Annotated in this window: 21 protein-coding genes and 1 tRNA gene; 8 read left to right on the top strand and 14 right to left on the bottom strand. The window is 51.2% G+C overall.

Annotation, left to right across the window (positions count from 1 at the left end; genetic code table 11):
• The first annotated feature begins 112 nt into the window (after window positions 1-112).
• From AC4IC4_RS04320 to AC4IC4_RS04295, 6 genes are all read left to right on the top strand, one after another.
• The gene (locus tag AC4IC4_RS04320; RefSeq protein ID WP_491472214.1) at window positions 113-1186 is read left to right on the top strand and encodes a catalase family peroxidase; all 1074 of its coding nucleotides are present in this window, start codon (window positions 113-115) and stop codon (window positions 1184-1186) included.
• Window positions 1183-1770, top strand: a complete 588-nt coding sequence (locus AC4IC4_RS04315) for a cytochrome b (protein ID WP_491472213.1) — start codon at window positions 1183-1185, stop codon at window positions 1768-1770. Before AC4IC4_RS04320 ends, AC4IC4_RS04315 begins: the two co-directional genes overlap by 4 nt.
• A 400-nt stretch (window positions 1771-2170) precedes the next feature.
• Complete coding sequence (locus AC4IC4_RS04310; RefSeq protein WP_024909477.1) at window positions 2171-2665, top strand: putative pterin-binding protein; 495 nt, start codon at window positions 2171-2173, stop codon at window positions 2663-2665.
• Window positions 2666-2682: 17 nt separating this feature from the next.
• The gene (locus tag AC4IC4_RS04305) at window positions 2683-4614 is read left to right on the top strand and encodes a putative bifunctional diguanylate cyclase/phosphodiesterase (RefSeq protein WP_491472212.1); all 1932 of its coding nucleotides are present in this window, start codon (window positions 2683-2685) and stop codon (window positions 4612-4614) included.
• A gap of 63 nt (window positions 4615-4677) precedes the next feature.
• Window positions 4678-5355 (top strand): type A chloramphenicol O-acetyltransferase, encoded by a 678-nt coding sequence (gene catA / locus AC4IC4_RS04300; RefSeq protein ID WP_491472211.1) that lies wholly within the window; start codon window positions 4678-4680, stop codon window positions 5353-5355.
• A gap of 379 nt (window positions 5356-5734) precedes the next feature.
• Window positions 5735-6625 carry a DUF5677 domain-containing protein gene (locus tag AC4IC4_RS04295; RefSeq protein ID WP_491472210.1) on the top strand — a complete coding sequence of 297 codons (891 nt, stop codon included), beginning with the start codon at window positions 5735-5737 and terminating at the stop codon, window positions 6623-6625.
• A gap of 78 nt (window positions 6626-6703) precedes the next feature.
• Here AC4IC4_RS04295 and AC4IC4_RS04290 read toward each other — a convergent pair whose 3' ends face one another.
• The 4 genes from AC4IC4_RS04290 to proB all read right to left on the bottom strand — a co-directional run bounded on the left by AC4IC4_RS04290 (window position 6704) and on the right by proB (window position 11860).
• The gene (locus tag AC4IC4_RS04290) at window positions 6704-8386 is read right to left on the bottom strand and encodes a hypothetical protein (RefSeq protein WP_491472209.1); all 1683 of its coding nucleotides are present in this window, start codon (window positions 8384-8386) and stop codon (window positions 6704-6706) included.
• 918 nt (window positions 8387-9304) lie between these two features.
• Window positions 9305-9380, bottom strand: a tRNA-Thr gene (locus AC4IC4_RS04285).
• Window positions 9381-9491: 111 nt separating this feature from the next.
• Window positions 9492-10745 (bottom strand): glutamate-5-semialdehyde dehydrogenase, encoded by a 1254-nt coding sequence (gene proA, locus AC4IC4_RS04280; protein WP_491472208.1) that lies wholly within the window; start codon window positions 10743-10745, stop codon window positions 9492-9494.
• A gap of 11 nt (window positions 10746-10756) precedes the next feature.
• Window positions 10757-11860, bottom strand: coding sequence for a glutamate 5-kinase (proB, locus tag AC4IC4_RS04275; RefSeq protein WP_061715910.1), 1104 nt, complete (start codon window positions 11858-11860; stop codon window positions 10757-10759).
• 304 nt (window positions 11861-12164) lie between these two features.
• Between proB and phoE the strand changes: the two genes are divergently transcribed.
• Entirely contained in the window at window positions 12165-13217 is a 1053-nt protein-coding gene (phoE, locus tag AC4IC4_RS04270; protein ID WP_032646978.1) for a phosphoporin PhoE, read from the top strand.
• 149 nt (window positions 13218-13366) lie between these two features.
• Here phoE and crl read toward each other — a convergent pair whose 3' ends face one another.
• From crl to gpt, 3 genes are all read right to left on the bottom strand, one after another.
• A complete protein-coding gene (gene crl / locus AC4IC4_RS04265; protein ID WP_024909470.1) occupies window positions 13367-13768 on the bottom strand; it encodes a sigma factor-binding protein Crl in 402 nt (133 codons plus the stop codon).
• 57 nt (window positions 13769-13825) lie between these two features.
• Window positions 13826-15070, bottom strand: a complete 1245-nt coding sequence (gene frsA, locus AC4IC4_RS04260; protein ID WP_045909843.1) for an esterase FrsA — start codon at window positions 15068-15070, stop codon at window positions 13826-13828.
• Window positions 15071-15174: 104 nt separating this feature from the next.
• Window positions 15175-15633: a xanthine phosphoribosyltransferase gene (gpt, locus tag AC4IC4_RS04255; RefSeq protein WP_010427903.1), complete on the bottom strand. Its 459-nt coding sequence runs from the start codon at window positions 15631-15633 to the stop codon at window positions 15175-15177.
• 260 nt (window positions 15634-15893) lie between these two features.
• Here gpt and pepD point away from each other — a divergent pair, with 260 nt between their 5' ends.
• The gene (gene pepD, locus AC4IC4_RS04250) at window positions 15894-17351 is read left to right on the top strand and encodes a cytosol nonspecific dipeptidase (protein WP_491472207.1); all 1458 of its coding nucleotides are present in this window, start codon (window positions 15894-15896) and stop codon (window positions 17349-17351) included.
• 76 nt (window positions 17352-17427) lie between these two features.
• Here the strand turns inward: pepD and dinB are convergent, their stop codons facing one another.
• The 7 genes from dinB to AC4IC4_RS04215 all read right to left on the bottom strand — a co-directional run bounded on the left by dinB (window position 17428) and on the right by AC4IC4_RS04215 (window position 23287).
• Complete coding sequence (gene dinB, locus AC4IC4_RS04245; RefSeq protein ID WP_008500252.1) at window positions 17428-18486, bottom strand: DNA polymerase IV; 1059 nt, start codon at window positions 18484-18486, stop codon at window positions 17428-17430.
• Between the two features lie 107 nt (window positions 18487-18593).
• Complete coding sequence (gene nqrM, locus AC4IC4_RS04240) at window positions 18594-18797, bottom strand: (Na+)-NQR maturation NqrM (protein WP_023615899.1); 204 nt, start codon at window positions 18795-18797, stop codon at window positions 18594-18596.
• Window positions 18797-20020, bottom strand: a complete 1224-nt coding sequence (nqrF, locus tag AC4IC4_RS04235) for an NADH:ubiquinone reductase (Na(+)-transporting) subunit F (RefSeq protein WP_491472206.1) — start codon at window positions 20018-20020, stop codon at window positions 18797-18799. The genes nqrM and nqrF overlap by 1 nt, the downstream gene beginning before the upstream one ends.
• Before the next feature lie 10 nt (window positions 20021-20030).
• Window positions 20031-20627 (bottom strand): NADH:ubiquinone reductase (Na(+)-transporting) subunit E, encoded by a 597-nt coding sequence (gene nqrE, locus AC4IC4_RS04230; RefSeq protein ID WP_023334613.1) that lies wholly within the window; start codon window positions 20625-20627, stop codon window positions 20031-20033.
• A 6-nt stretch (window positions 20628-20633) separates the two neighbouring features.
• The gene (locus AC4IC4_RS04225) at window positions 20634-21272 is read right to left on the bottom strand and encodes an NADH:ubiquinone reductase (Na(+)-transporting) subunit D (protein WP_032646968.1); all 639 of its coding nucleotides are present in this window, start codon (window positions 21270-21272) and stop codon (window positions 20634-20636) included.
• Window positions 21265-22059, bottom strand: a complete 795-nt coding sequence (locus AC4IC4_RS04220) for a Na(+)-translocating NADH-quinone reductase subunit C (protein WP_032646966.1) — start codon at window positions 22057-22059, stop codon at window positions 21265-21267. The genes AC4IC4_RS04225 and AC4IC4_RS04220 overlap by 8 nt, the downstream gene beginning before the upstream one ends.
• The gene (locus tag AC4IC4_RS04215) at window positions 22052-23287 is read right to left on the bottom strand and encodes an NADH:ubiquinone reductase (Na(+)-transporting) subunit B (protein WP_491472205.1); all 1236 of its coding nucleotides are present in this window, start codon (window positions 23285-23287) and stop codon (window positions 22052-22054) included. Before AC4IC4_RS04215 ends, AC4IC4_RS04220 begins: the two co-directional genes overlap by 8 nt.

The following is a 23287-nucleotide window of genomic DNA, read 5'->3' as shown; positions in this document are numbered from 1 at the left end:
TTTACTCCCCTTAGTTCCTATACTCGAGCCATATTCGCCACTGTATTAACACCTGTCACGCGCAATACGTTGTGCATGACAGATGAAGATATTTTGTTCTGGAAAAACGTCTATGTCGAAACTGGATTTGAGGTCCAAAAAAACCTGGGGCGCGCTGGCAGCAATCGCCGTTGTCGCCGGTACATTAGCATCTGCTTTTGCATGGACAGCGGGCTGGCTTGGTTCACGCACGGTCAGCCAGGCACTGGTAGGGGAAACACCGAAACCCTTCCCGCCGGGTTTTCGCCGCGCGCATGGAAAAGGCATCTGCTTTGCCGGCACCTTTACGCCAAACGGCTCGGCGGTTTCTCTTTCTGCCTCCCGCCTCTTCTCGCAGCAGGAAGTGCCCGTGGTGGGTCGATTCTCTATTGGTACTGGCGATCCGCATGCCCCGGATAGTACGACCAAAACCCTGAGCATGGCGCTGCTGCTGAAGACAGATGACAAGCAACAATGGCGGATGGCGATGAACAACGAGCCTTTCTTCGCCACGCACAGCCCGGAAGGTTTTCTGGCCTTGCGAAAAGCCACGGCCGTTGATGCGGCCACCGGCAAACCGTATCCGCAGCGTCTGGCTGACTTTTTGAAAGCGTACCCGGAGGCGGAGAAATACCTTAAATGGGCGGCACAAAAACCTGCGCCCGGCAGCTTCGCGGGCGCGACGTTTTACAGCATTAACGCCTTTTACCTTGTGAACGCGCAGGGGGATCGCCAGGCCGTTCGCTGGATGATGCGTCCGCACGAGTCTTTCCTGTCGATAAGCGATGAGCAACGACAGAAAGCCGATGACAACTTCCTGTTCGAAAACCTGCGTCAGCGCCTGGCGCAGAAGCCACTCTACTGGGATTACGTTTTGCAGCTCGCACAACCGGGCGATCCGGTTGATGACCCATCCCAGCCATGGCCGGACGATCGCAAAAAGGTGGTAGCCGGTACGCTGGAAGTGACGCGGGTCGAAGCACAATCCACAGGCGCGTGCCGCGACGTTAACTTTGATCCTTCTGTCGTTCCTGCAGGCGTTGCGGTGTCTGATGATCCCATCTTAAACGCCCGCTCCGCTGCCTACTCCCACTCTTTCAGCCGCCGTGAGCGGGAAATCGGCTACGGCAAGGCCACCGAAGCCGTGCAAAAGCAGGAGGTAAAATGAGCTCAAATAAAGATATGCGAGCGCACGCGCCGCAGCATTTCAATACCCTGGCGCGAAGCCTGCACTGGCTGATGGCGGTGATGATCCTGGCCATGCTTTTCATCGGTGCCGCGATGATGACGTCGTTACATCACCGGATTTGGTTAATCGACCTCCACCGGCCGCTGGGTATCGCCATTTTACTGCTGGCACTGGTTCGTCTGGTCAACCGGCTCCTGAGCCGCACGCCCCCACTTCCTGCCGATTTGCCCGTCTGGCAGGTGCTTGCCGCAAAGGCATCACACTGGATGCTGTATGGGTTAATGCTGGCAATGCCTCTGCTGGGCTGGGCGCAGCTGTCGGCAGCGGGCCTGCCAATTGTCATGTTTGATGGCGTCAACCTGCCGGCGATTGTCCCGACCAGTCCAGCACTCTATGCCTGGTGCCACGACGCCCATAGCCTTCTGGCAAAGTTGCTTTTTGCCGTGGTGCTGGCCCATCTCTCCGCCGCACTCGTTCATGCGTGGATCTACCGGGACACAGTGTTTGCCAGCATGGCGAAAGGGGGTAAGTCGGCGTCAGCCATCCGGGATGACGTGAAGTAAGGCAAGCGGTAGGGGACACGCACAATCAGAATGTTCGTGTCCTCGCTTATCATCATCATCCTGAAACAGCGCACACAACCGGGGCGCGTATTTAGTCGCCAGATTCGCGCGCCAAAAAGCCACGGACACCCCGCAATTATCGTGGAAGATAATATCTCTCAATTAAAGCGATTATTTTTTAAACAGAAGAGCATTTATGCCCGCAATTTTAGCTTTTATCAAAAAGTTAAACGTCGCTCGAGTATCAAACACCCAGACACCCGCAACACCTAACTCGTTGATTAGAATGAGTTTACATCAATAAAAACGATAAAACCCCCTACTCCCCAACAAAATATATCAACTCGTGTGATATCTAAATTATAATTCTTATACTTCGGTTAAAAAGGTGGAGGCCAAAATGCGATTAACCCTACTGCTGTTATGCTGTCTGGTACAAAGTGTAACCTGGGCTGGCGACCTGCCAAAACCAGTTGGTAAACCCATTTTAACGATTTACGGTAATATAGAAAATACCAATGAAAATGGAAAAGCAGTGTTTGATCTCGCCAGTCTTGAAAAACTCGGAGTAGTGAGTTTCGAGACGACTTCCCCCTGGTATAACGGTCGTACGAAGTTTGAGGGTGTCCCCATGAGCAAGCTCATGGATTATGTGGGTGCAAAAGGTACGAACGTTAATGTTATTGCGCTCAATGATTACTCAACCGTCATCCCTCTCAGCGACTTTAAAAAATACAACGCCATCCTTGCCTTAAAGGTCAATGGCGAATATATGCGCATCCGCGATAAAGGCCCATCGTTCATTGTATACCCCTATGACAGTCTTCCTGAGTTGAATAATCAGATTTATTACTCACGATCAGCATGGCAGGTAAGCAAAATGAAGATTGAGTAGTCGTTCAGGAGAACATAATGAACAGGATACTGGTTGGTATCATTTTTTCTCTTTTTATCACGACAGGATATATTGCATACCTTGTTTATGATCGACAGCAGGAATTGCAAAAACTGACTCAATACACTGAGTCCTGGTCCGTGGCACAACTGGTATCAGAGTATTACCGTTTTGAATCATGGCTTGGTCTATACGCAACCGATACTGATGACGTTACGATAGACCAGGTCCGTATGCGCCTCGAAATTATGCTCAGTCAGGGCGATTTAATGAAGGGGGGCGATTTAGGTCGCTACATTAACAGCGATAAAACGCATCAGGAGCTCGCTTTACGCTTAGAAAACATACTCGCTTATCTGGATAGTCATCTTGAAAAAATGAGCCACCCGGAGTTACAGGCATACCTGACAAATATGCATGAGCTCGACGCACCGCTCAGCCAGCTGTCTGCAACAGCATTAACAAAAGATATTAACACTGTTAATGAATCCAACAACAAAATACAAATCCTGTATTATATTTATTCCGCACTTTCTTTGCTTCTGGTGATTTTAAGCTTTATTCTTGGCTTCTTAATGATCTACCAGAATAAAAACATTCTGAAAGCACACATGCAGGTTAAAAGCCTGGCTGACGAACTTCAAATATCAAAAGAAAAACTGCAAATTCAGAACTCGAAGCTGGAATATGATGTTTATCATGACTCCCTCACCGGCATGAAAAACCGCCTTTTCTTCTGGGACGATCTCAACAAAATTAATCTTCAGGCAGATAAAAACCACGTCCCCGTCACGGTGATGTTATTTGATTTAGACCGCTTCAAAGAGGTCAACGATACCTATGGCCATGATACGGGAGATTTGCTGCTGAATCAGGTATCCCGACGGCTGACCTCGATGAGCAGCGCAACGGATACGTTTTACCGTTTGGGCGGCGATGAATTCGCCCTTCTCTCCAGCGGACTCACGGAAACCGCCGCCGTTTCGCGCGCCAAAGAAATCAGCGATCATATCAGCCAGCCCTATACGATTAATAATCAGCTGATAAAAATTGCCACCTGCGTGGGCATCGTTTTATCTGATAATGAACGACGCTCTGATTATCTTTACAAATTTGCCGACCTGGCCCTCTACGAAGCGAAAAAAGAAGGTTCGCAGCAGATCAAAGTCTTCCGGCAGTGGATGCTGCAAAGACTGCAGGAAAGCAGGACCCTTGAACATGATATGGCTCTGGCGATCGATCACAATGAATTCGTTGTGTATTACCAGCCTATTGTCGATGCATTCAGCAATGAAATTTACGGCTATGAAGCGCTTATTCGCTGGATACACCCGGTGAAAGGGATACTCGCGCCAGATTATTTTATTTCCGTCGCTGAAAAAACGGGAATGATCAATGAGATCGGCAAGTCGGTGCTTGAGATGGCCTGCCGGGAAGCGGTGTCCTGGGCGGTGCCGGCCAGGATCTCGGTGAACGTCTCACCCGTTCAGCTAGGCACTAAATCGTTCACCACGATGGTACAGTCCATTCTGAAAGAGACGGGGCTACCGGCCAACCGACTTGAGTTAGAGGTAACAGAGTCTTCGCTCTTCAGTGACAGCAACATGCCGATCACTATTCTCAAAAAGCTCCGGGCACTGGGCGTAAAAATTTCCATCGATGATTTCGGAACGGGATATTCCTCGCTCTCGCGACTGAGTGAACTGAATTTTGATAAAATTAAAATCGACAAATCCTTTGTGAACCCGATATCCACGCAGGATGATGCCCTAAATATCGTTAAGTTGATTACCGGCATGGCGAAGAGCCTCAATATGCGGGTCATTGCAGAGGGTGTTGAAACCGAAGCGCAGCTTGAACGTCTTCAGGCGCTTGGCTGCGATCTCGTGCAGGGATACCTGTTCGGAAAACCACAGGCTGAGATTGACAGGAAGATTAGATACGGTTGAAATGGTTGTGCGGTTGTTTCTGGCCCAAAATCATGTAGACGATTGATAATCAAAGGTTAAACAATGAAAAAAACAGCCCCGGCCTATACGCCTGTTGATTTATCTCGTTGGCCAAGGAAGGAGCATTTTGAAGTCTTCCAGTCATTTGCTGAGTGCACAATTAACCAAACCGTTCTGATCGACATTACCGCGCTGCGAAAATATATCAAAGAGGTCGGCTGGAAGTTTTACCCCACTATCATTTTTCTCCTGTCTAACATCATGAACCGGCATCCGGAATTCCGTATGGCCATGAAGGACAATGAGCTCGTCGTCTGGAATGAAATTCATCCAAGCTATACGATTTTCCATCCCGAAACGGAGACGTTTTCGTCATTGTGGAGTCACTACGATGGCAATATTCATCACTTCCAGAACACGTATGCAGAAGATACGGCCCGCTATGGAAATAACCTTTCTTACTGGCCCAAGGAAGAGTCACGGGAAAATGTCTTTTTCGTGTCGTCGATTCCGTGGGTAACGTTTACGAACTTTAATATGAACATTGCGCATATGAAGAACTTCTTTTCGCCTATGTTCACGTTTGGAAAATACTACGAGCAGGATGGAAAAGTGCTGCTGCCGCTCGCGGTGCAGGTCCATCATTCGGTGTGCGATGGCTTCCATGTGGCAAGGATGTTTAATGAGTTGCAGGAGATGTGTGATGGTTTGTCGGGGCTGTCAGAGGAGAGGAATGGCTAATGAACAAGGGACAAATGTTGTTTATTTGATAGTCGGAAGACTACGTTTAAAGATGGTGCGATAATAGGAACGAAACATAAAGATTAACTCAATGTTTTTATAGTTATTATTTAATTCCAAGATCTAAGGCACCCCCAAAAGTACCCCCATAAAAATTCCTTACGGCCATAATAGTTAAAACCCATTCGCAGCAGTATGATTGTTGCAACACTTAAATGCTGAAGTTTATGTGACAACTGCCTTGCCTAGATTATGAATGTACAACCAGTATGAAAACTACTAATCGTCATAAAGGATAACGATGCCTAGAAGCCAATTGGTTAGTAGTGTAAATTTAAAATTTCTATTGAATCTGGAAAAACACAGTGGAGAATCATAAATGGTTGAACTTAAAGAAATAACTGATAAATATAACCCGCAATACATTAACTTACACCTCAACACACTTAAAGGTTTACATACATTTTCAATTCAATTTTTCAAAGATGTCGCAGATATATATGATACTTTTACAAGAGTTCGAAATATTGAACGCAATCCAATAGGATTTTCAATCAATGATGCTCCTATACTTGGTCTACTTGTTAGGATAACAAAGTTACTAAAAGAATGCGTAAAATATTATGAGCAAGATAATGCCGAAGTTATTTCAATTTTCGAACGCCCACTGATTGAAGCGACGACAATAAGTAGCTATCTAATGCTTAATACAGAAGAAGTAATAGAAGATTATAGAAAATGTTCCTATAAAGACCGATTACGAATACTGAGAGATTTAGAAAACGGCTCTCCTTTTTTTGACACTAAAGCAGGAAAAAGATTACTTGCCGCGGTAAAAGAAAAGATGGAGTTAGAAGGCTTAACTCCTAACGACTTTGAAAAACAGAAAAAAAACAGATGGAAACTGCAAGGAAAAAGTTTTAGGTCAATATTTTCAGAAATTGTGCATGATGATATATACCCAGCAACTTATGGCATAATGTCGGAATCAATTCATGGTTCATGGAATGAATCCATGGACTGGTGCTTAGTGCGAAATGAGGATGGAACCTTTTCGGCCTTTACGGATTATCATCCAGCAGATATAAGATTTTTGACACCAACGTTAACCTTTACGATCACCCCCTTCAAACTTTGGCTAGAGCGAATAGATGTTTACGATGGTTATATAAAAGATACGCTGGAATGGATAGAAAAAGTAAATAATACTCTTTTCCTCAAATTTGATGCCATTTATGAAGGCGAGTATAAAGCTAACGGTGGTAGATAAAAACTCTAAAGCGTGCTTTTGGATTTATTTACTTTTAGTAAAAGACTTACAAGCACGCCAATTAAAAGACATAAATCATTAAGAATACTTTTTCTTAATATTAAAAAGCATTCCTACTGGAGATTTTTTAACCTTATTGTTTTCTTCAACAATATTTTTTATAGACTTTGGAATATCTTTTAATTTAGGAACCTCTAACAATTGATCTGCTACAATTGTTGCTAAACCCCAAACGGGCGTTCCTGTTACGGCTGCAGTCACCTCAAGGGAACCAACAACAAGCCAAGAACCTATATCCGTCCCTGCGAACTTCCAATTTTTCTTGGTCAATTCACTTACATTTTCTTTATGTTGTTTAAAAGCAGAATCAATGTTACCAAAAATCTGTATTTTGCTCTTCGAGAAATCCTGTGGGCTAGATTGGATTATTTCATTGATGCCATCCCCTAAGATGTTGCGTATCTCATCCATCGCGCCTTGTTTCCTAAGTTCTATGAGAGAATGTGGAGGTATATTACCCAACCATTGCATCTCATTACGAGCAAGATCGCCCAAGCCTTTGACAATATGTAGTCCTTGAGTGTTTAATTCATTTTCTGCTCGATCAGCATCATATTCCATTTTCCACACAAGATATTGCCATGAAGTAGGCGCATCAATTATTGGCGTTCCATTCAATTGCCTTGATTTTACTAACAACTCATTGCTAACACTCATTCTACTAAATGATTGAGACGCCAATAGAATGCCCGGAGAGGAAATATAAGGCTTGTAATGTTTACTTTCTAAAGCTCGTTTTAATTGAGTCTCTACATTACCTTTCCAGTCAGTATCGAAAAGAACTCTGCTTACATCTTTAATTTCTGCTGCTGCTCTTTCAATCGTATCTAGAGAACTTCCGAAATCCATTAATTCATCAAAAGACTCAAAATTCCTGCCAAATAGTTTCCCAGCATGAATTAATGCATCCTGACGCCCAAGCATTCTAAAGAAATCTCTTTCATTTTCCTGTAAAACAGACAAATCTGGGAGAATGACTACAATCGGCGTTTCAAATTCGACACATGCTAAATCTTTATATTTGAGAATATTCATGGCATGTTTTACAAGATAGTAAATGCAATCTTCGTAAGAGTTATTCTCAAAAATAAATTTTGACCGTAAAAAAGGATCTGGCAGCACTATAGTATCTGTATAAATTCCGCATTTTGAAGCTATATTTTCATCATGAGCTGGAAATAGATCCCCCCCGAACACAGCCTTAATATTTCCGCGCATATCTTCTACATGAATATGTGCAATTTCTCCTACAGAACCCCAGAATTCATTTATTACCTCGAGAAAATCCCTAAACCCTCCTTTAAGATTATCCATAAAATCATTATTGCGAGTTAAGGCTCGTGCAACTTGATGTGGTGTTAATTCATTCCTTACCATTTCCTTATAAATTTCACCAAAATTCTTATCAATATAAGAAAAATAAGTCTTTTGTATTTCATTGAGAGATGTTTCTTTTTTCATCTCCTCTCTATCATGAACAGCAGTGATAGCCAAAGCCATAGAACGCACTGCGCCGTCTACAGTATTTAAATCTATTTCTCCATCAGGCCCATATCTTACTGCAAGCAAACTATCCTCTATGCTGAGTCCTTTTTGAATTACAATCTTACCCTCTTTAAATTTCTCCTGCAGTATCTTTAATCTCCTTCGCAGTCTTTTTTCGTAATCTTCTTCTTCTGCTTTTTTTTCTGCGTCGTTCATATAATCTCCAATGTTAACTATTATTAAAGATATATTTTTAACTTACTATTGCACGCTAAAAACTGGTCATGATTCAAGTGATAATTTTTAACAATCTCAGCCGCATACCCTTCTATTTTAAACCAGTCCACTAACCAAGATTATACTTAACATTTTATAATCTACATTGATGATAGTATCGATTTAATCATCAAATTTGACTGTTTGCATCAACTGTAACTTAGAGTGGGTATAGCGCCAACTCCCCCCGCTGGCGGTGCCGGTGAGTGACAGGTTTTGATAGATGCAACCAAGGAGCTGTACCTGAAGTTTTCTAGAGCGGTAGCCGTTGACACTTTCTTAGTAAGGCATAACAAACCATAATAGGCTGACACCTGCCCTGCTTCGCATCAGGATTAACAAACGCTAACAGCCAAGGCTCAACAAATCTCAACGCCAGCCCTTTACACTTCTGCTCTAGCTGCTGTTCTTGGGCGTCAGGATCCGTTAGGTTGGGTTGACACTTTTCCCAGTTTCTCGCGAAAAAGTGTCAAGTTTGAGGGGCTGGGGGGGGGTTACAGTTTTTCGCCGTCCAGCAGGCAGAGTGACATTAAACCAGTTTTGTTCCAGTCATCCAGCGTATCGGGGTGCATTGTGGCAACGTAAGCCAGCTCAGAACGAAGAAAACGTAAAGCGCCTGCTGCACGGTCTTTGCCATAGAAGCTGTGGGTTTCTTCATCCGGCCGGAAGAGAATCAGCAGTTGCTCTTCGGACTCGTGCTGAACATCAAAACCCAGCTCAGCGGCTGCTACCTCTATCCGCTGGTTTAACTCAATACAGTTTCTGGGGCAGAGCTGGACGAAGCTGGGGCCGTTCGCATACTCGCAGGGCGAAATACAAGGAAAAATGGACGACTGGGGATGGTACTGGATGAAAAGATGGTGCCGATAATAGGAGTCGAACCTACGACCTTCGCATTACGAATGCGCTGCTCTACCAACTGAGCTATATCGGCCCTGAGAGGCCGGTTACGAATGTAACCACGGGGCAAAAGGTTAGATCTATCCGGGTGATGCGTCAATGCCCTTTTGAATCAAACGGCTACTTTTGCATCACCCGTGATTATTTACGCACGAATCGTATCGTCGCCGAAGCCGATCCACTTGTACGTGGTCAGCGCTTCCAGCCCCATCGGACCGCGCGCATGCAGTTTCTGCGTGCTAACCGCCACCTCAGCGCCGAGCCCGAACTGGCCGCCGTCGGTGAAGCGGGTGGAGGCATTAACGTATACCGCAGAGGAATCCACTTCATTCACGAAGCGATCGGCATTGCGCAGCGTACGCGTCAGGATAGCATCAGAATGCTGCGTCCCATGCTCACGGATGTGTGCAATGGCGTCGTCAAGATCGCTCACGATTTTCACGTTCAGATCCAGTGACAGGAACTCATCGTCGTACTGCTCCGCGTTGACGGGAACAACATTAGCCGGGCCTTCCTGAAGCAGTGCGAGCGCACTGGCGTCAGCATGCAGCGTCACGCCGCTCTCTGCCATCTGTTTGCTCAGGGCCGGCAGGAAGGTGTTCGCAATATCCTGATGCACCAGCAGCGTTTCAACGGTGTTACAGGTGCTTGGACGCTGGGTCTTTGCGTTAACGATAATCTTCAGCGCCGGTGCAATCTCAGCGCTGTCGTCTACAACGATGTGACATACGCCGATACCGCCGGTGATCACCGGAATCGTCGACTGCTCGCGGCACAGCTTGTGCAGGCCCGCGCCGCCGCGTGGGATCAGCATGTCGATGTATTTGTCCATGCGCAGCATCTCGTTGACCAGCGCACGGTCCGGGCTCTCGATCGCCTGTACGGCACCCGCCGGTAAGCCACACTCCTCCAGCGCCTGCTGAATGACTTTCACCGCCGCGGCATTGGTGCGCCAGGTCTCTTTCCCACCGCGCAGAATTGCGGCGTTGCCGGTTTTCAGGCACAGGGAGGCGACATCCACCGTCACGTTTGGACGGGCTTCATAAATGACGCCGATAACGCCGAGCGGCACGCGGCGGCGCTCCAGGCGTAAACCGCTGTCGAGCAGCCCGCCGTCGATCACCTGCCCTACCGGGTCGGCCAGATTGCAGACCTGACGAACATCGTCGGCGATGCCTTTCAGGCGGGCCGGGGTCAGCGCCAGACGGTCGAGCATCGCTTCGCTCAGACCGTTGCGGCGCGCTTCCAGTATATCCTGTTCGTTGGCGAGCAAAATTTCCTGGGACTGTGATTCCAGATAATCAGCGATTTTTTCCAGCACGCGGTTTTTCTCGCGGCTGGAAAGGAGCGCCAGTTTGTAAGAGGCGGCCTTCGCGGCGGCGCCCATTTGTTCCAGCATGTTCTGGCTCCTTAACGAATAATCATGTCATCGCGATGTACGGCAACCGGGCCATATTCATAGCCCAGAATGGCGTCGATCTGCTGCGAATGGTGACCCGCGATGCGGCGCAGGGCATCGCTGTTATAGCGGCTTACGCCGTGGGCGATGTCCCGACCTTCGAGGTTACGGATACGGATCACTTCACCACGGGAGAAGTTGCCTGTCACGCTTTTAATTCCTTTAGGAAGTAATGAACTTCCTCGTTCCAGAATCGCGGCGGTTGCCCCTTCATCGACGACGAGTTCGCCCGCGGGCGGCGCGCCAAAAATCCAGCGTTTACGGTTTTCCAGCGGGGATTCCTGAGCGTGGAAGCGGGTGCCGACCGAGATGCCTTCCATCACGTCACCAATCACGCCTGGGCGGCTGCCCGCCGCAATGATGGTGTCGATACCGGCGCGGCATGCGACGTCAGCGGCCTGCAGCTTGGTCCCCATGCCGCCCGTTCCGAGGCCGGACACGCTGTCACCGGCGATGGCGCGCAGCGCATCGTCGATACCGTGAACGTCGGTAATCAGCTCGGCATCCGGGTTGGAGCGCGGATCGGCGGTGAACAGCCCCTGCTGATCGGTCAGAAGCAGTAATTTATCGGCACCGGCCAGAATGGCGGCCAGCGCAGAGAGGTTATCGTTATCGCCTACTTTGATTTCAGCGGTAGCAACGGCATCGTTCTCGTTAATGACCGGAACAATATTGTTGTCCAGCAGCGCGCGCAGGGTATCGCGGGCGTTCAGGAAGCGCTCTCTGTCTTCCATATCCGCACGCGTCAGCAGCATCTGCCCGACGTGGATGCCATAGATAGAGAACAGCTGTTCCCAGAGTTGAATGAGTCGGCTTTGCCCCACGGCGGCCAGCAGCTGTTTCGAAGCGATCGTCGCGGGGAGTTCGGGGTAACCCAGGTGTTCACGCCCGGCGGCAATCGCCCCGGAGGTCACAATCACAATACGATGCCCTGCGGCATGTAACTGAGCGCACTGACGTACAAGCTCAACAATGTGGGCGCGATTTAGGCGGCGCGATCCGCCTGTTAAAACACTGGTACCGAGTTTTACCACCAGCGTCTGGCTGTCACTCATGATTCTCTGCCGTTCAACGATAAGGGAAAGTAATGTCGAACGAACGTTTTAGCAGGAGTCAGCCCCGTTGCCAACTGCCTTAGCACATCGCGAAACACTTTGTTGCGCGGGATCAGGAAGCGTAGCGGGAGAATTTGACACTTTTATTACCGAAATAATAAATCACAGTTTTTTAAAATTATTCTTAGTTTGTCATAAAAGTTTCATTCCAGAACGATAAAACCCTTCCTGTTTTTTCACGGGACTTAAGCATGAGCTTATCGTCCAGCGAATTTTTTAGCGCGTTTATAAGACAGGATCGAAAATGAAAAAGAGCACTCTGGCATTAATGGTTATGGGCGTAGTGGCTTCTGCATCCGTTCACGCAGCTGAAGTTTATAATAAAGATGGTAATAAGCTGGACGTGTACGGCAAAGTGAAAGCCATGCACTACATCAGCGATGATGCCACCAAAGATGGCGATCAGACTTACGTTCGTTTCGGTTTTAAAGGCGAAACCCAGATTAACGATCAGCTGACGGGCTATGGCCGTTGGGAATCTGAATTTGCAGGTAACAAAGCCGAGAGCGACTCCTCTCAGAAAACCCGTCTGGCGTTCGCGGGCCTGAAGCTGAAAAACTTTGGTTCTCTGGATTACGGTCGTAACCTGGGTGCCCTGTATGACGTTGAAGCATGGACCGACATGTTCCCTGAGTTCGGCGGTGACTCTTCCGCGCAGACCGATAACTTCATGACCAAGCGTGCGACCGGTCTTGCTACCTACCGTAACACCGACTTCTTCGGCGCGGTTGACGGTCTGGACATGACCCTGCAGTACCAGGGCAAAAACGAAAACCGTGACGCCAAGAAACAGAACGGTGACGGTTTTGGTACCTCTCTGACCTATGACTTCGGCGGCAGCGATTTCGCCGTCAGCGGTGCTTACACCAACTCTGACCGCACCAATGCGCAGAACCTGTTGGCGCGTGGCCAGGGCCAGAAAGCAGAAGCCTGGGCAACCGGTCTGAAATATGACGCGAACGATATTTATCTGGCAGCGATGTATTCAGAAACCCGCAATATGACGCCAATTTCTGGCGGATTTGCAAATAAAGCGCAAAACTTTGAAGTGGTCGCACAATATCAGTTCGACTTTGGTCTGCGCCCGTCCCTGGGTTATGTCCAGTCTAAAGGCAAAGATATCGAAGGTATTGGTGACGAAGATCTGGTGAAATACATTGACGTTGGCGCGACCTATTACTTCAACAAAAATATGTCCACCTTTGTTGATTATAAAATCAACCAGATTGACGACAAAAATAAACTGGGCGTGAGCAGCGATGACATCGTTGCCGTGGGTATGACCTACCAGTTCTGATGATGCGAAATAAAAAAACCGGCCTCGTGCCGGTTTTTTTATTTCAGGGATTAATGCGGTCTGGTGCCCTCTCCCACGGGGAGAGGGAGAAAACCATCATTTTTTGTAGGCCGGGTAAGGCGAAGCCGCCACCCGGCGCTGGGACGCCATCAGGCAGTCAGCTTCACCGCTTCACTGGAAAAGTTATCTGCGGGCTCGAGCTTGAGATCCAGAGTCGCCAGCAGTGCACGAGCCTTATCATGGAACTCTTTTAGCGTATATTCCAGGCGGTCAATCACTTCCTGATCTTTAATAGAGGTGGCCTGCCAGTTGCCGTCTTTATTAAACAGGCCAAACTGGTAGCTATACGTAAAGCGTTTTTCCTCTGCTTCCATTTCCATCCACCAGCCCCAGAATTCACGTTTTTCGGGTGCAGGCTTCACGTTGACGCATACAGCCAGGCAGTCGAAAAAAAAGCGATTCTCTTCACACTGCTCTTCTCGAATATACGGGCCGAGAGCCATAAACTTCTTAATCAGTCTACTTTTCGGGTGTCCACTCGGTAACGTCATTGCGATCTCCTTTTGTGAAGCCACTGTTTTACCAAACCAGCAAAATTTAGCAATCTATTAACACAATCTCTGAGCGATCCAGCGCGTAATCTCTTTCAGCGCTTTATCGAAATTCTGATAGACCGGGCTGAACGGCACTTCTAGCAATTTGCCATCCGCAGATGACGACGTGATTAAGCGCGACTCTTCTTCCGGACTGAACGGATCGTTTTTCCAGAATCCCGACAGCATCGGCGTTGGGCAGCGACGTCCCAGCAACCCTTGCGTTTTTAACGAGTAGCGATTGAGCTCAACGCGCAGCGCTTCGTCTGATGCATCATGCATGCCAAGACGGCTGGCCAGCACATCAAGGTACATTTCAGGTACGCTCCCCTGGCGTGCAGGATCGCTGAGCAGGGCGTGAACGACCGGACCAAGGCAGGCGACGGCTTTCAGGCGAGAAGACTCAAGGTAAGCCAGACGCACCGCGACGTTTGCACCAAAGCGGAAGCCAAATGCCGCCACGCGGGTGTGGTCGACCCAAGGAATGTTTTCCAGCGCTTTTAGCGCATGCTGGTGCAGCAGGCTGGAATCCTGAGTCAGTTTCCATTTGGAGGAGAAGCCGATTGAGGGCATATCCAGCGTCAGCATCGCGATCCCTTTTGGTGCGAAGTAGCGCTCATACAGGCTGTAATAATCGATCTGCAACGAATCCAGCCCACCGCACATGAGGACGGTCGGGAACGGACCTTCACCTTCAGGCATATGCAGGAACCCGGTAATGGATGACCCACCCGGAATGGTAAACTCGAGTTCGCGCATCTGGCCCGGCAGGCGTTGAGCCGCCTCTTCATAGGCGCGATTCGCCAGCGCCTGTGCCTGCTCAGCCAGCTCATCACCTTTCAGATGTGGATACGCGGCAATGGCATAGAGATTGGCCGCATGCAGCCAGTGCTTGCCGCTGCGCGTGGCATCCTCTTCCTGGGTGGCTTTCTGCTGCCAGAGCATTGCCTGTTTAGACCACTCGTAGATCCAGTTTCCGCCGCGATAGCCCACTACCGTATCATAGAGTTCGCTGTCGGTACGCTCGGCTTCACTCATCACGATACGTGCCTGCACATCAAGGATTTCACGGGGATCGATACCGCGCCAGACCCACATCAGGCGGTTAATCATACGATACCAGTGGGGCACGTTTTTACCGTCTAACGCGGACTGGACGGCAGGCTGGGTCCCCGGATTAAAGCGACGCACCAGCGTCGACGTTTCAGGGTGTTTGAAACGGGGTTTGAAAAGTGTCTCGGTGAGATTCGCCTGCGTCATTGCGTTGCCTCCATGAATACGTCATATGAAGACTATTGTAACGCGTGGCAGGCCAAAAAGAACAACGCCCGGCATTGCCGGGCGTGTAAAGTTACGTACTGGGATTAACGGCCTGAAATCGGCGGTACGAAGACCACGCCCATATCCCATGGCTGTTCAATCCAGGTATCCTGCGGGATATCAATCACGTAATCGTCAACCAGCGGGCGGCCAGCAGGTTTCGCGAAGATAGTGACGAAATGGGCTTTCGGATACATTTCGCGGATAGCGACCGCAGTACCGCCGGTATCCACCAGGTCATCAATCACGATGAAACCTTCACCGTCGCCTTCCGCGCGTTTCAGCACGGTCAGCTCACGCTGGTTGTCATGGTCATAGCTGGAGATGCAAACGGTATCGACATGACGAATACCCAGCTCACGTGCCAGCAGCGCCCCCGGTACCAGACCGCCACGGCTGACGGCAATAATGCCTTTCCACTGTTCGGAAGGCATCAGACGCGCAGCCAGTTTGCGTGCGTGAATCTGCAACATGTCCCAGGTGACGACGTATTTTTCGCTCATGTGAAGTGTCCCAGCCTGTTTTTATACGGCTTAAAAAGTGTTCGAGGGGGAAATAGGTTGCGCGAGATTATAGAGATCTGGCGCACTAAAAACCAGTGTTTAGCGCCCTCTGCCTGTGTTTTTACATGCTTTATGCTACCAGCCAGCAGAGAAAGTGGTATTCTCAGTTTCATCTCGCAAGCCTGACTTGTGGTAACTATTAACCTGCTAACCCTGTGACCTGCAACCCTGTTTGCAGCGCCTCGACAAGGAGACTTATCGTGTCTGAACTGTCTCAACTATCTCCGCAGCCGCTGTGGGATATTTTTGCCAAAATCTGCTCCATTCCACACCCTTCCTACCATGAAGAACAGCTTGCCGAACATATTATGGGCTGGGCGAAGGAAAAAGGTCTGCATGCTGAACGCGACCAGGTTGGCAACATTCTGATCCGCAAACCCGCCACCGCAGGCATGGAAAACCGCAAACCGGTTGTGCTGCAGGCGCACCTGGACATGGTGCCACAGAAGAACAACGACACCGTTCACGACTTCACCAAAGACCCAATCCAGCCGTACATCGACGGCGACTGGGTGAAAGCACGCGGCACCACCCTGGGCGCGGATAACGGCATCGGTATGGCCTCTGCGCTGGCGGTACTGGCTGACGACAGCGTTGAGCACGGTCCACTGGAAGTGCTGCTGACCATGACCGAAGAAGCGGGCATGGACGGCGCGTTCGGTCTGCAGGCGAACTGGCTGCAGGCGGATATCCTGATCAACACCGACTCTGAAGAAGAAGGTGAGATCTACATGGGCTGCGCGGGCGGGATTGATTTCATCTCTACCCTGCCGCTGTCACGCGAAGCGATTCCTGCCGGTTTCCAGACCTTCAAGCTGACGCTGAAAGGGCTGAAGGGCGGCCACTCCGGCGGCGATATTCACCTGGGTTTGGGCAACGCCAACAAGCTGCTGGCGCGCTTCCTGGCAGGCCATGCGGCTGAGCTGGATCTGCGTCTGGTTGATTTCAACGGCGGTACCCTGCGCAACGCGATCCCACGCGAAGCCTTCGCCACAGTGGCAGTACCGGCGGCAAAAGCGGACGAGCTGAAAAAACTCTCCACCGTATACCTGGATATCCTGAAAAACGAACTGTCAGCGAAAGAGAAGAACCTGACCGTGGTGCTGGAATCCGTCTCCACGGATAAAGCCGCGCTGACCGCGAAGTCTCGTGACAACTTCGTTCAGCTGCTGAACGCGACGCCAAACGGCGTGATCCGCAACTCTGACGTGGCGAAAGGCGTGGTGGAAACCTCGCTGAACGTGGGCGTGGTGACCATGAGCGACGACAGCGCGGAAATCATCTGCCTGATCCGCTCCCTTATCGACAGCGGTAAAGAGTACGTGGTGAGCATGCTGGAATCGCTGGGTACGCTGGCGGGAGCAAAAACCTCTGCCAAAGGCAGCTACCCGGGCTGGCAGCCGGATGCAAGTTCTCCGGTGATGGCGCTGGTGCGTGAAACCTATCAGCGTCTGTTCAACAGCACCCCGAACATTCAGGTGATCCACGCCGGTCTGGAATGCGGTCTGTTCAAGAAGCCGTATCCGGACATGGACATGGTATCTATCGGGCCAACCATTACCGGTCCGCACTCGCCGGATGAGCAGGTTCATATCGAAAGCGTTGGTCACTACTGGACGCTGCTGACTGAACTGCTGAAAGCGATCCCCGTTAAGTAATACCCTCACCCTAGCCCTCTCCCAAAGGGAGAGGGTGAACAACGTAGGCCCGGTAAGCGTAGCGCACCGGGCTTTTTTACAATCCTAATACCAGCTGTCGCTCTAACTGCGGATCCAGCAGCGTGACGTGCAATCCCACCAGCCTTACTCCTCGCCCGCCTCGTCTTTCTTCCCATGCCTTTTTTGCCGTCGCGATAAGATCGTCTTTATTCAGTCGCGGCCAGACGTGTTCCTGCGTGGTCTGCTGGAAGTCATTGAATTTTAATTTGATACCCTGACGGGCAATCAGCAGGTCCGGCTTCACCTTGCTTAAGCGTCGCTCCAGCTCCGGGTAAAGCTGTTCCGTAATTATGGTTTCGCATTCGGACCAGTCATGAATATCTTCAATGAGGGTGCGCTCAACGCCGACGGATTTCCGCAGCCGTTCGCTGTTCACATCGCGATCGTCAATCCCCTGGCTGCGCTCCCACAGCACGCGGCCAAACTTCCCGAAGCGCTTGAGCAGCATGGCGAGGTCGCTTCGCTGCACGTCTTCGCAGGTCCGTAGCCCCATGCTTTCCAGCTTTGCGGCGGAGACTTTCCCGACGCCGGGGATTTTACCGAGCGGTAGCGTTTTCAAAAACGCAGGCACCTCTTCCGGCGTGATGACGTACTGGCCGTTGGGCTTATTTAAATCCGAAGCGATTTTGGCAAGGAATTTAACGGGCGCCACACCCGCCGATGCCGTCAGATTCAGCTCGTTGAAAATCGTCTGGCGGATCTCCTGCGCCATCAGCGTGGCGGAGCCGTGGCAGTGCACGCTGTCGGTCACATCCAGATAGGCTTCGTCCAGCGACAGCGGCTCTATTAGAGAGGTATAGCGGGAGAAGATTTCCCGAATATGAAGGGAAGCCTCTTTATAGGCGTCGAACCGCCCGGGCAGAAGCGTGAGATGAGGGCAAAGCTTTAAGGCCATCGCCGTCGGCATGGCGCTGCGCACGCCAAATTTGCGCGCAGGATAGTTGGCGGTGCTGATGACACCACGCTGAACGCGGCTGCCACCAATGGCGATGGGAATATCCCGCAGCGCCGGGTTGTCACGCATCTCCACTGCGGCAAAAAAGCAGTCCATATCGACATGGATTATTTTGCGCATAGTAAGCCCTCACTCATTACTGGATAAGTATACAGTAAATAAATGAGGATTGAGAAGTGTGCGTGGGAATTGTCGGGTGGCGGCTTCGCCTTACCCGACCTGGCAGATTAAATAATGCGCTGCTGCTCGCGCGCCATGCGTTTTTTGCGGGCGTCGCACGGTTCCGGGCAGTCGCACACCTTTTCCATCCCAATGGAGGAAATACCGCCGCAGCTGCCCTGAATGCTTTTCCGCTTAACGATCCAGCCTAACGACATGCCGAAGATGACAAGCACAAAAACCACAAAGGTTGCCAGAAACGTCAGCATCATCAGCCTCCAAAGTCATCAAGCATGATGTTCTCATCTTCAACGCCGAGATCTTTCAGCATCTTAATCACGGCGGCGTTCATAATCGGCGGACCACACATATAGAACTCGCAGTCCTCGGGCGCCGGGTGCTGTTTGAGATAGTTGTCATACAGCACGTTGTGGATGAACCCCGTATAGCCCGTCCAGTTATCTTCCGGCTGCGGATCGGAGAGCGCCACATGGAAGGTAAAGTTCGGGTTTTCACGCGCCAGCTGTTCAAACTCGTCGTCATAGAACATTTCGCGCAGCGAACGCGCCCCGTACCAGAAGCTGATTTTACGCTTGCTGCCGAGCCGCTTGAGCTGGTCAAAAATGTGCGAGCGCATCGGGGCCATACCGGCACCGCCGCCGATAAAGACCATTTCCGCGTCGGTATCTTTCGCGAAGAACTCCCCGAACGGACCGGAGATGGTCACCTTATCTCCCGGCTTCAGAGACCAGATGTATGACGACATCACGCCCGGCGGTGCATTCGACACATTCGGTGGCGGCGTGGCGATACGCACGTTGAGCATGATAATGCCCTTCTCTTCCGGATAGTTAGCCATCGAGTAAGCGCGCAGCGTCGGCTCTTTTACCTCGGATACAAAGCGGAAGAGATTGAATTTATCCCAATCGGCCCGGTACTCCTCAGGCACGTCGAAGTCCGCATAGGCCACGGTATGCTCAGGACACTCAATCTGAATGTATCCCCCGGCGCGGAACGGAACATCTTCCCCTTCCGGTACCCGCAGCTTCAGCTCTTTAATAAAGGTGGCTTTGTTATCATTAGAGATAACCTCGCACTCCCATTTTTTAACGCCGAAGATCTCTTCCGGCAGCTCAATTTTCATGTTCTGGCGCACCGCGACCTGGCAGGCCAGACGGCAGCCCTCTTTTGCCTCACGCTTAGTGATATGCGCCAGCTCGGTGGGCAGAATATCGCCACCGCCCTCTTTTACCGTCACGCGGCACTGCCCGCAGGAGCCGCCGCCGCCGCAGGCTGAGGAGACAAAAATACCGTTACCGGAGAGCGTGTTGAGCAGTTTATCTCCCGCAGGCGTGCGGATCTGATTCTGCGGATCGTCGTTAATATCAATCACCACGTCGCCGGAATTCACCAGCTTCGCCCGCGCCGCCAGAATGAGTCCTGACAGCACCAGTACAATCAGCGTGAACATCACCACGCCAAGGATAATTTCCATCTGTTAGCCCTTATAGCTGCACACCGGAGAAGGACATAAAGCCCAGCGCCATCAGCCCGGTGGTGATAAAGGTGATCCCTAAGCCACGCAGACCCGCAGGCACGTTGGCATATTTCATTTTCTCGCGGATCCCCGCCATGGTGACAATCGCCAGCATCCAGCCGATGCCGGAACCAAAACCGTACACCACGGATTCACTGAAGTTGTAATCACGCTGAACCATAAACGAGACGCCACCAAAGATGGCGCAGTTCACCGCGATCAGCGGCAGGAAGATCCCTAGCGCGTTGTACAGCGACGGGAAGTACTTATCGAGGATCATTTCGAGGATTTGCACCAGCGCTGCGATCACCCCGATAAAGGTGATGAAGTTCAGGAAGCTGAGATCAACCCCTTCCACCAGCGCGCCGTCCCGCAGCACGAAGTTGTACACCAGATTGTTAATCGGAACCGACAGCCCCAACACAACGGTGACCGCCACGCCCAGCCCAAATGCCGTGGAGACCTTTTTAGACACAGCAAGGAACGTGCACATGCCGAGGAAAAACGCGAGCGCCATGTTTTCAACAAACACCGCGCGCACAAACAAACTCAGGTAATGAGCCATCGTCGGTTACTCCTTTTCCTGCTGTTCTGGCTTCAGCGTACGAATCAGCCAGATCAGCAAACCGATAATGAAGAATGCGCTAGGGGCCAGCAGGAACAGGCCGTTTGGCAGATACCAGCCGCCGTTTTGCACCGTGTCCAGCACCGTGATGCCAAACAGCTTGCCGCTGCCAATCAGCTCGCGCAGGAACCCTACGGTCAGCAGGATCGCGCCGTAGCCCAGGCCGTTGCCGATACCGTCCATAAAGCTCGCCAGCGGCGGCATTTTCATGGCGTAGGCTTCCGCACGCCCCATGACAATACAGTTGGTGATAATCAGCCCGACAAACACCGAGAGCTGTTTGGAGGTTTCATAGGCGAAGGCGCGCAGCAGCTGATCGACCACGATCACCAGCGAGGCGATGATCGCCATCTGCACGATGATCCTCACGCTGTTGGGAATGTGGTGGCGGATCATCGAGATAAACATGCTCGAAAACGCCGTGACCAGCGTGACGGCCAGCGTCATCACCACCGCCGTTTCCAGCTTGGTCGTTACCGCCAGAGCTGAACAGACGCCCAGCACCTGCAGCGTGATCGGGTTATTGGCGAGCAGTGGGCCAATGAGCACCTTTTTCACTTCTTTCAGTTCATCGGTATCAGCCATTGTTCAGCGCTCCTTCACGTACGTTTTTCAGGAAAGGACCAAAGCCCAGCTCGCCCATCCAGAAATCAAAACTGTGCTGCACCCCGTTTGAGGTGAGCGTGGCGCCGGAAAGCCCGTCGACGGCGTAGTCGTCACCGGGACGTGCCGCCCCTTTCATCACCTTCAGCGCAGGCAGACCGTTATCGTCGAGCACTTTCTTGCCGACAAACTGTGCCCGCCAGTTAGGGTTTTCCACTTCACCGCCCAGCCCCGGCGTTTCGCCCTGGTCGTAATACGTAATGCCTTTGACCGTGCGGCCATCCGTATCCAGGGCCACAAAGGCATACATCATTGACCACAGGCCGTTGCCGTAGACAGGAAGCACCACTTCCTGAATGCGTTTTTGGGGGTCACGCACCAGGTAAATTTCGGCGAGATTACTGCGGCGCTTAATCCCAGCGGGATCTTGCGATGCCTCGAGCGTCACGCTCATCTGCGGATCTTTCAGCGCCAGCGCCTGGTTGAAGGTTGCCGGGTCTTTATCCAGCAGTTCACCCGTTTTTAAATCCACCAGCCGCGCGGAAATACGTTCGGCAAAGACGGCCGAAACGTCGTCTGCGCTCATTCCTTCCTGCATCAGCCCGGCCACGGCCAGAATGTTGCGCTGTTTATCCAGCGCGCGTTGCTCCTGCTGCAGAGGTTTTAACCCGACGGCAGAACCGGCCACGACGATGGAACAGACCAGACAGAGCACCAGCACCACCAGCAGCGTTTTGCTGATGCTGTCGTTATTTTTAACCTCAGCCACGCGCCTTCCTCCGCTTGATGTTGGCCCGCACCACCAGGTAGTCGAACAGCGGCGCAAACAGGTTGGCAAACAGAATGGCCAGCATCATCCCTTCCGGATACGCCGGGTTGACCACGCGGATCAGGACACACATCGCGCCAATGAGCACGCCATAGCTCCATTTACCTTTATCGGTAAACGAGGCCGAGACCGGGTCCGTCGCCATGAACATCATGCCGAACGCGAAGCCCCCCAGCACCAGATGCCAGTACCACGGCATGGAGAACATCGGGTTGGTAGTAGAACCAATAACGTTGAACAGGGTGGCGGTCAGCACCATGCCGATCATCACGCCCGCCACAATCCGCCAGGAGGCCACACGTCCGAAAAGAATGATCGCCCCGCCAAGCAAAATCATCAGCGTCGAGACTTCACCGATGGAGCCCGGAATGTTGCCAATAAAGGCATCAAACCAGGTGACTTGCTGACCCGTCGCGTTGTTCACCAGCGTTTCGCCACCGTGGGCTGCCCACTGTGAAAGCGGCGTCGCGCCGGAAAAACCGTCTGCCGCCGTCCAGACCAGGTCGCCCGAGATTTGCGCCGGATAGGCAAAGAAGAGGAACGCACGCCCAGCCAGCGCCGGGTTGAGGAAGTTCCGCCCGGTGCCGCCGAAGATCTCTTTGGCAATGACCACGCCAAAGCTAATGCCCAGCGCCGCCTGCCAGAGCGGTAAGGTGGGGGGGACAATCAGGGCAAACAGAATCGAGGTCACGAAGAAGCCTTCGTTGATCTCGTGTTTACGGATGATGGCAAACAGCACTTCCCAGAAGCCGCCCACGATAAATACCGTGAGGTAAATCGGCAGGAAGAACACCGCGCCCAGCGTCATCATGCTGATCCAACCCGCGTCTGCAGCGAAGCTCACCCCTAACGACTGGGCCAGACGGTAGTGCCAGTCAGACTGGAGCACCTGCGCCAGCTGCTGCGCATCGTACATGTGGTGCAGCGCCGGTATGCTCTGCAGGCCAACGTTGTACATCCCCCAGAACATCGCCGGGAAGACCGCAAACCACACCAGGATCATCATTCGCTTGAGGTCGATGGCGTCGCGAACGTGCGCCGCGCCTTTCGTCACCAGCCCCGGCGTGTAGAAAATGGTCGCCGTTGCTTCATACAGCGGGTAGTACTTTTTGAGCTTCCCTTCGGTAAAGTGCGGCTCAATTTTTTCAAAGAGGTGTTTTAAGCCCAT

The organism is Enterobacter sp. Taxon_2 (genome assembly GCF_058355295.1).
The sequence above is the reverse complement of the archived record's forward strand: the minus strand, read 5'-3'. Positions and strand labels throughout refer to the sequence as shown.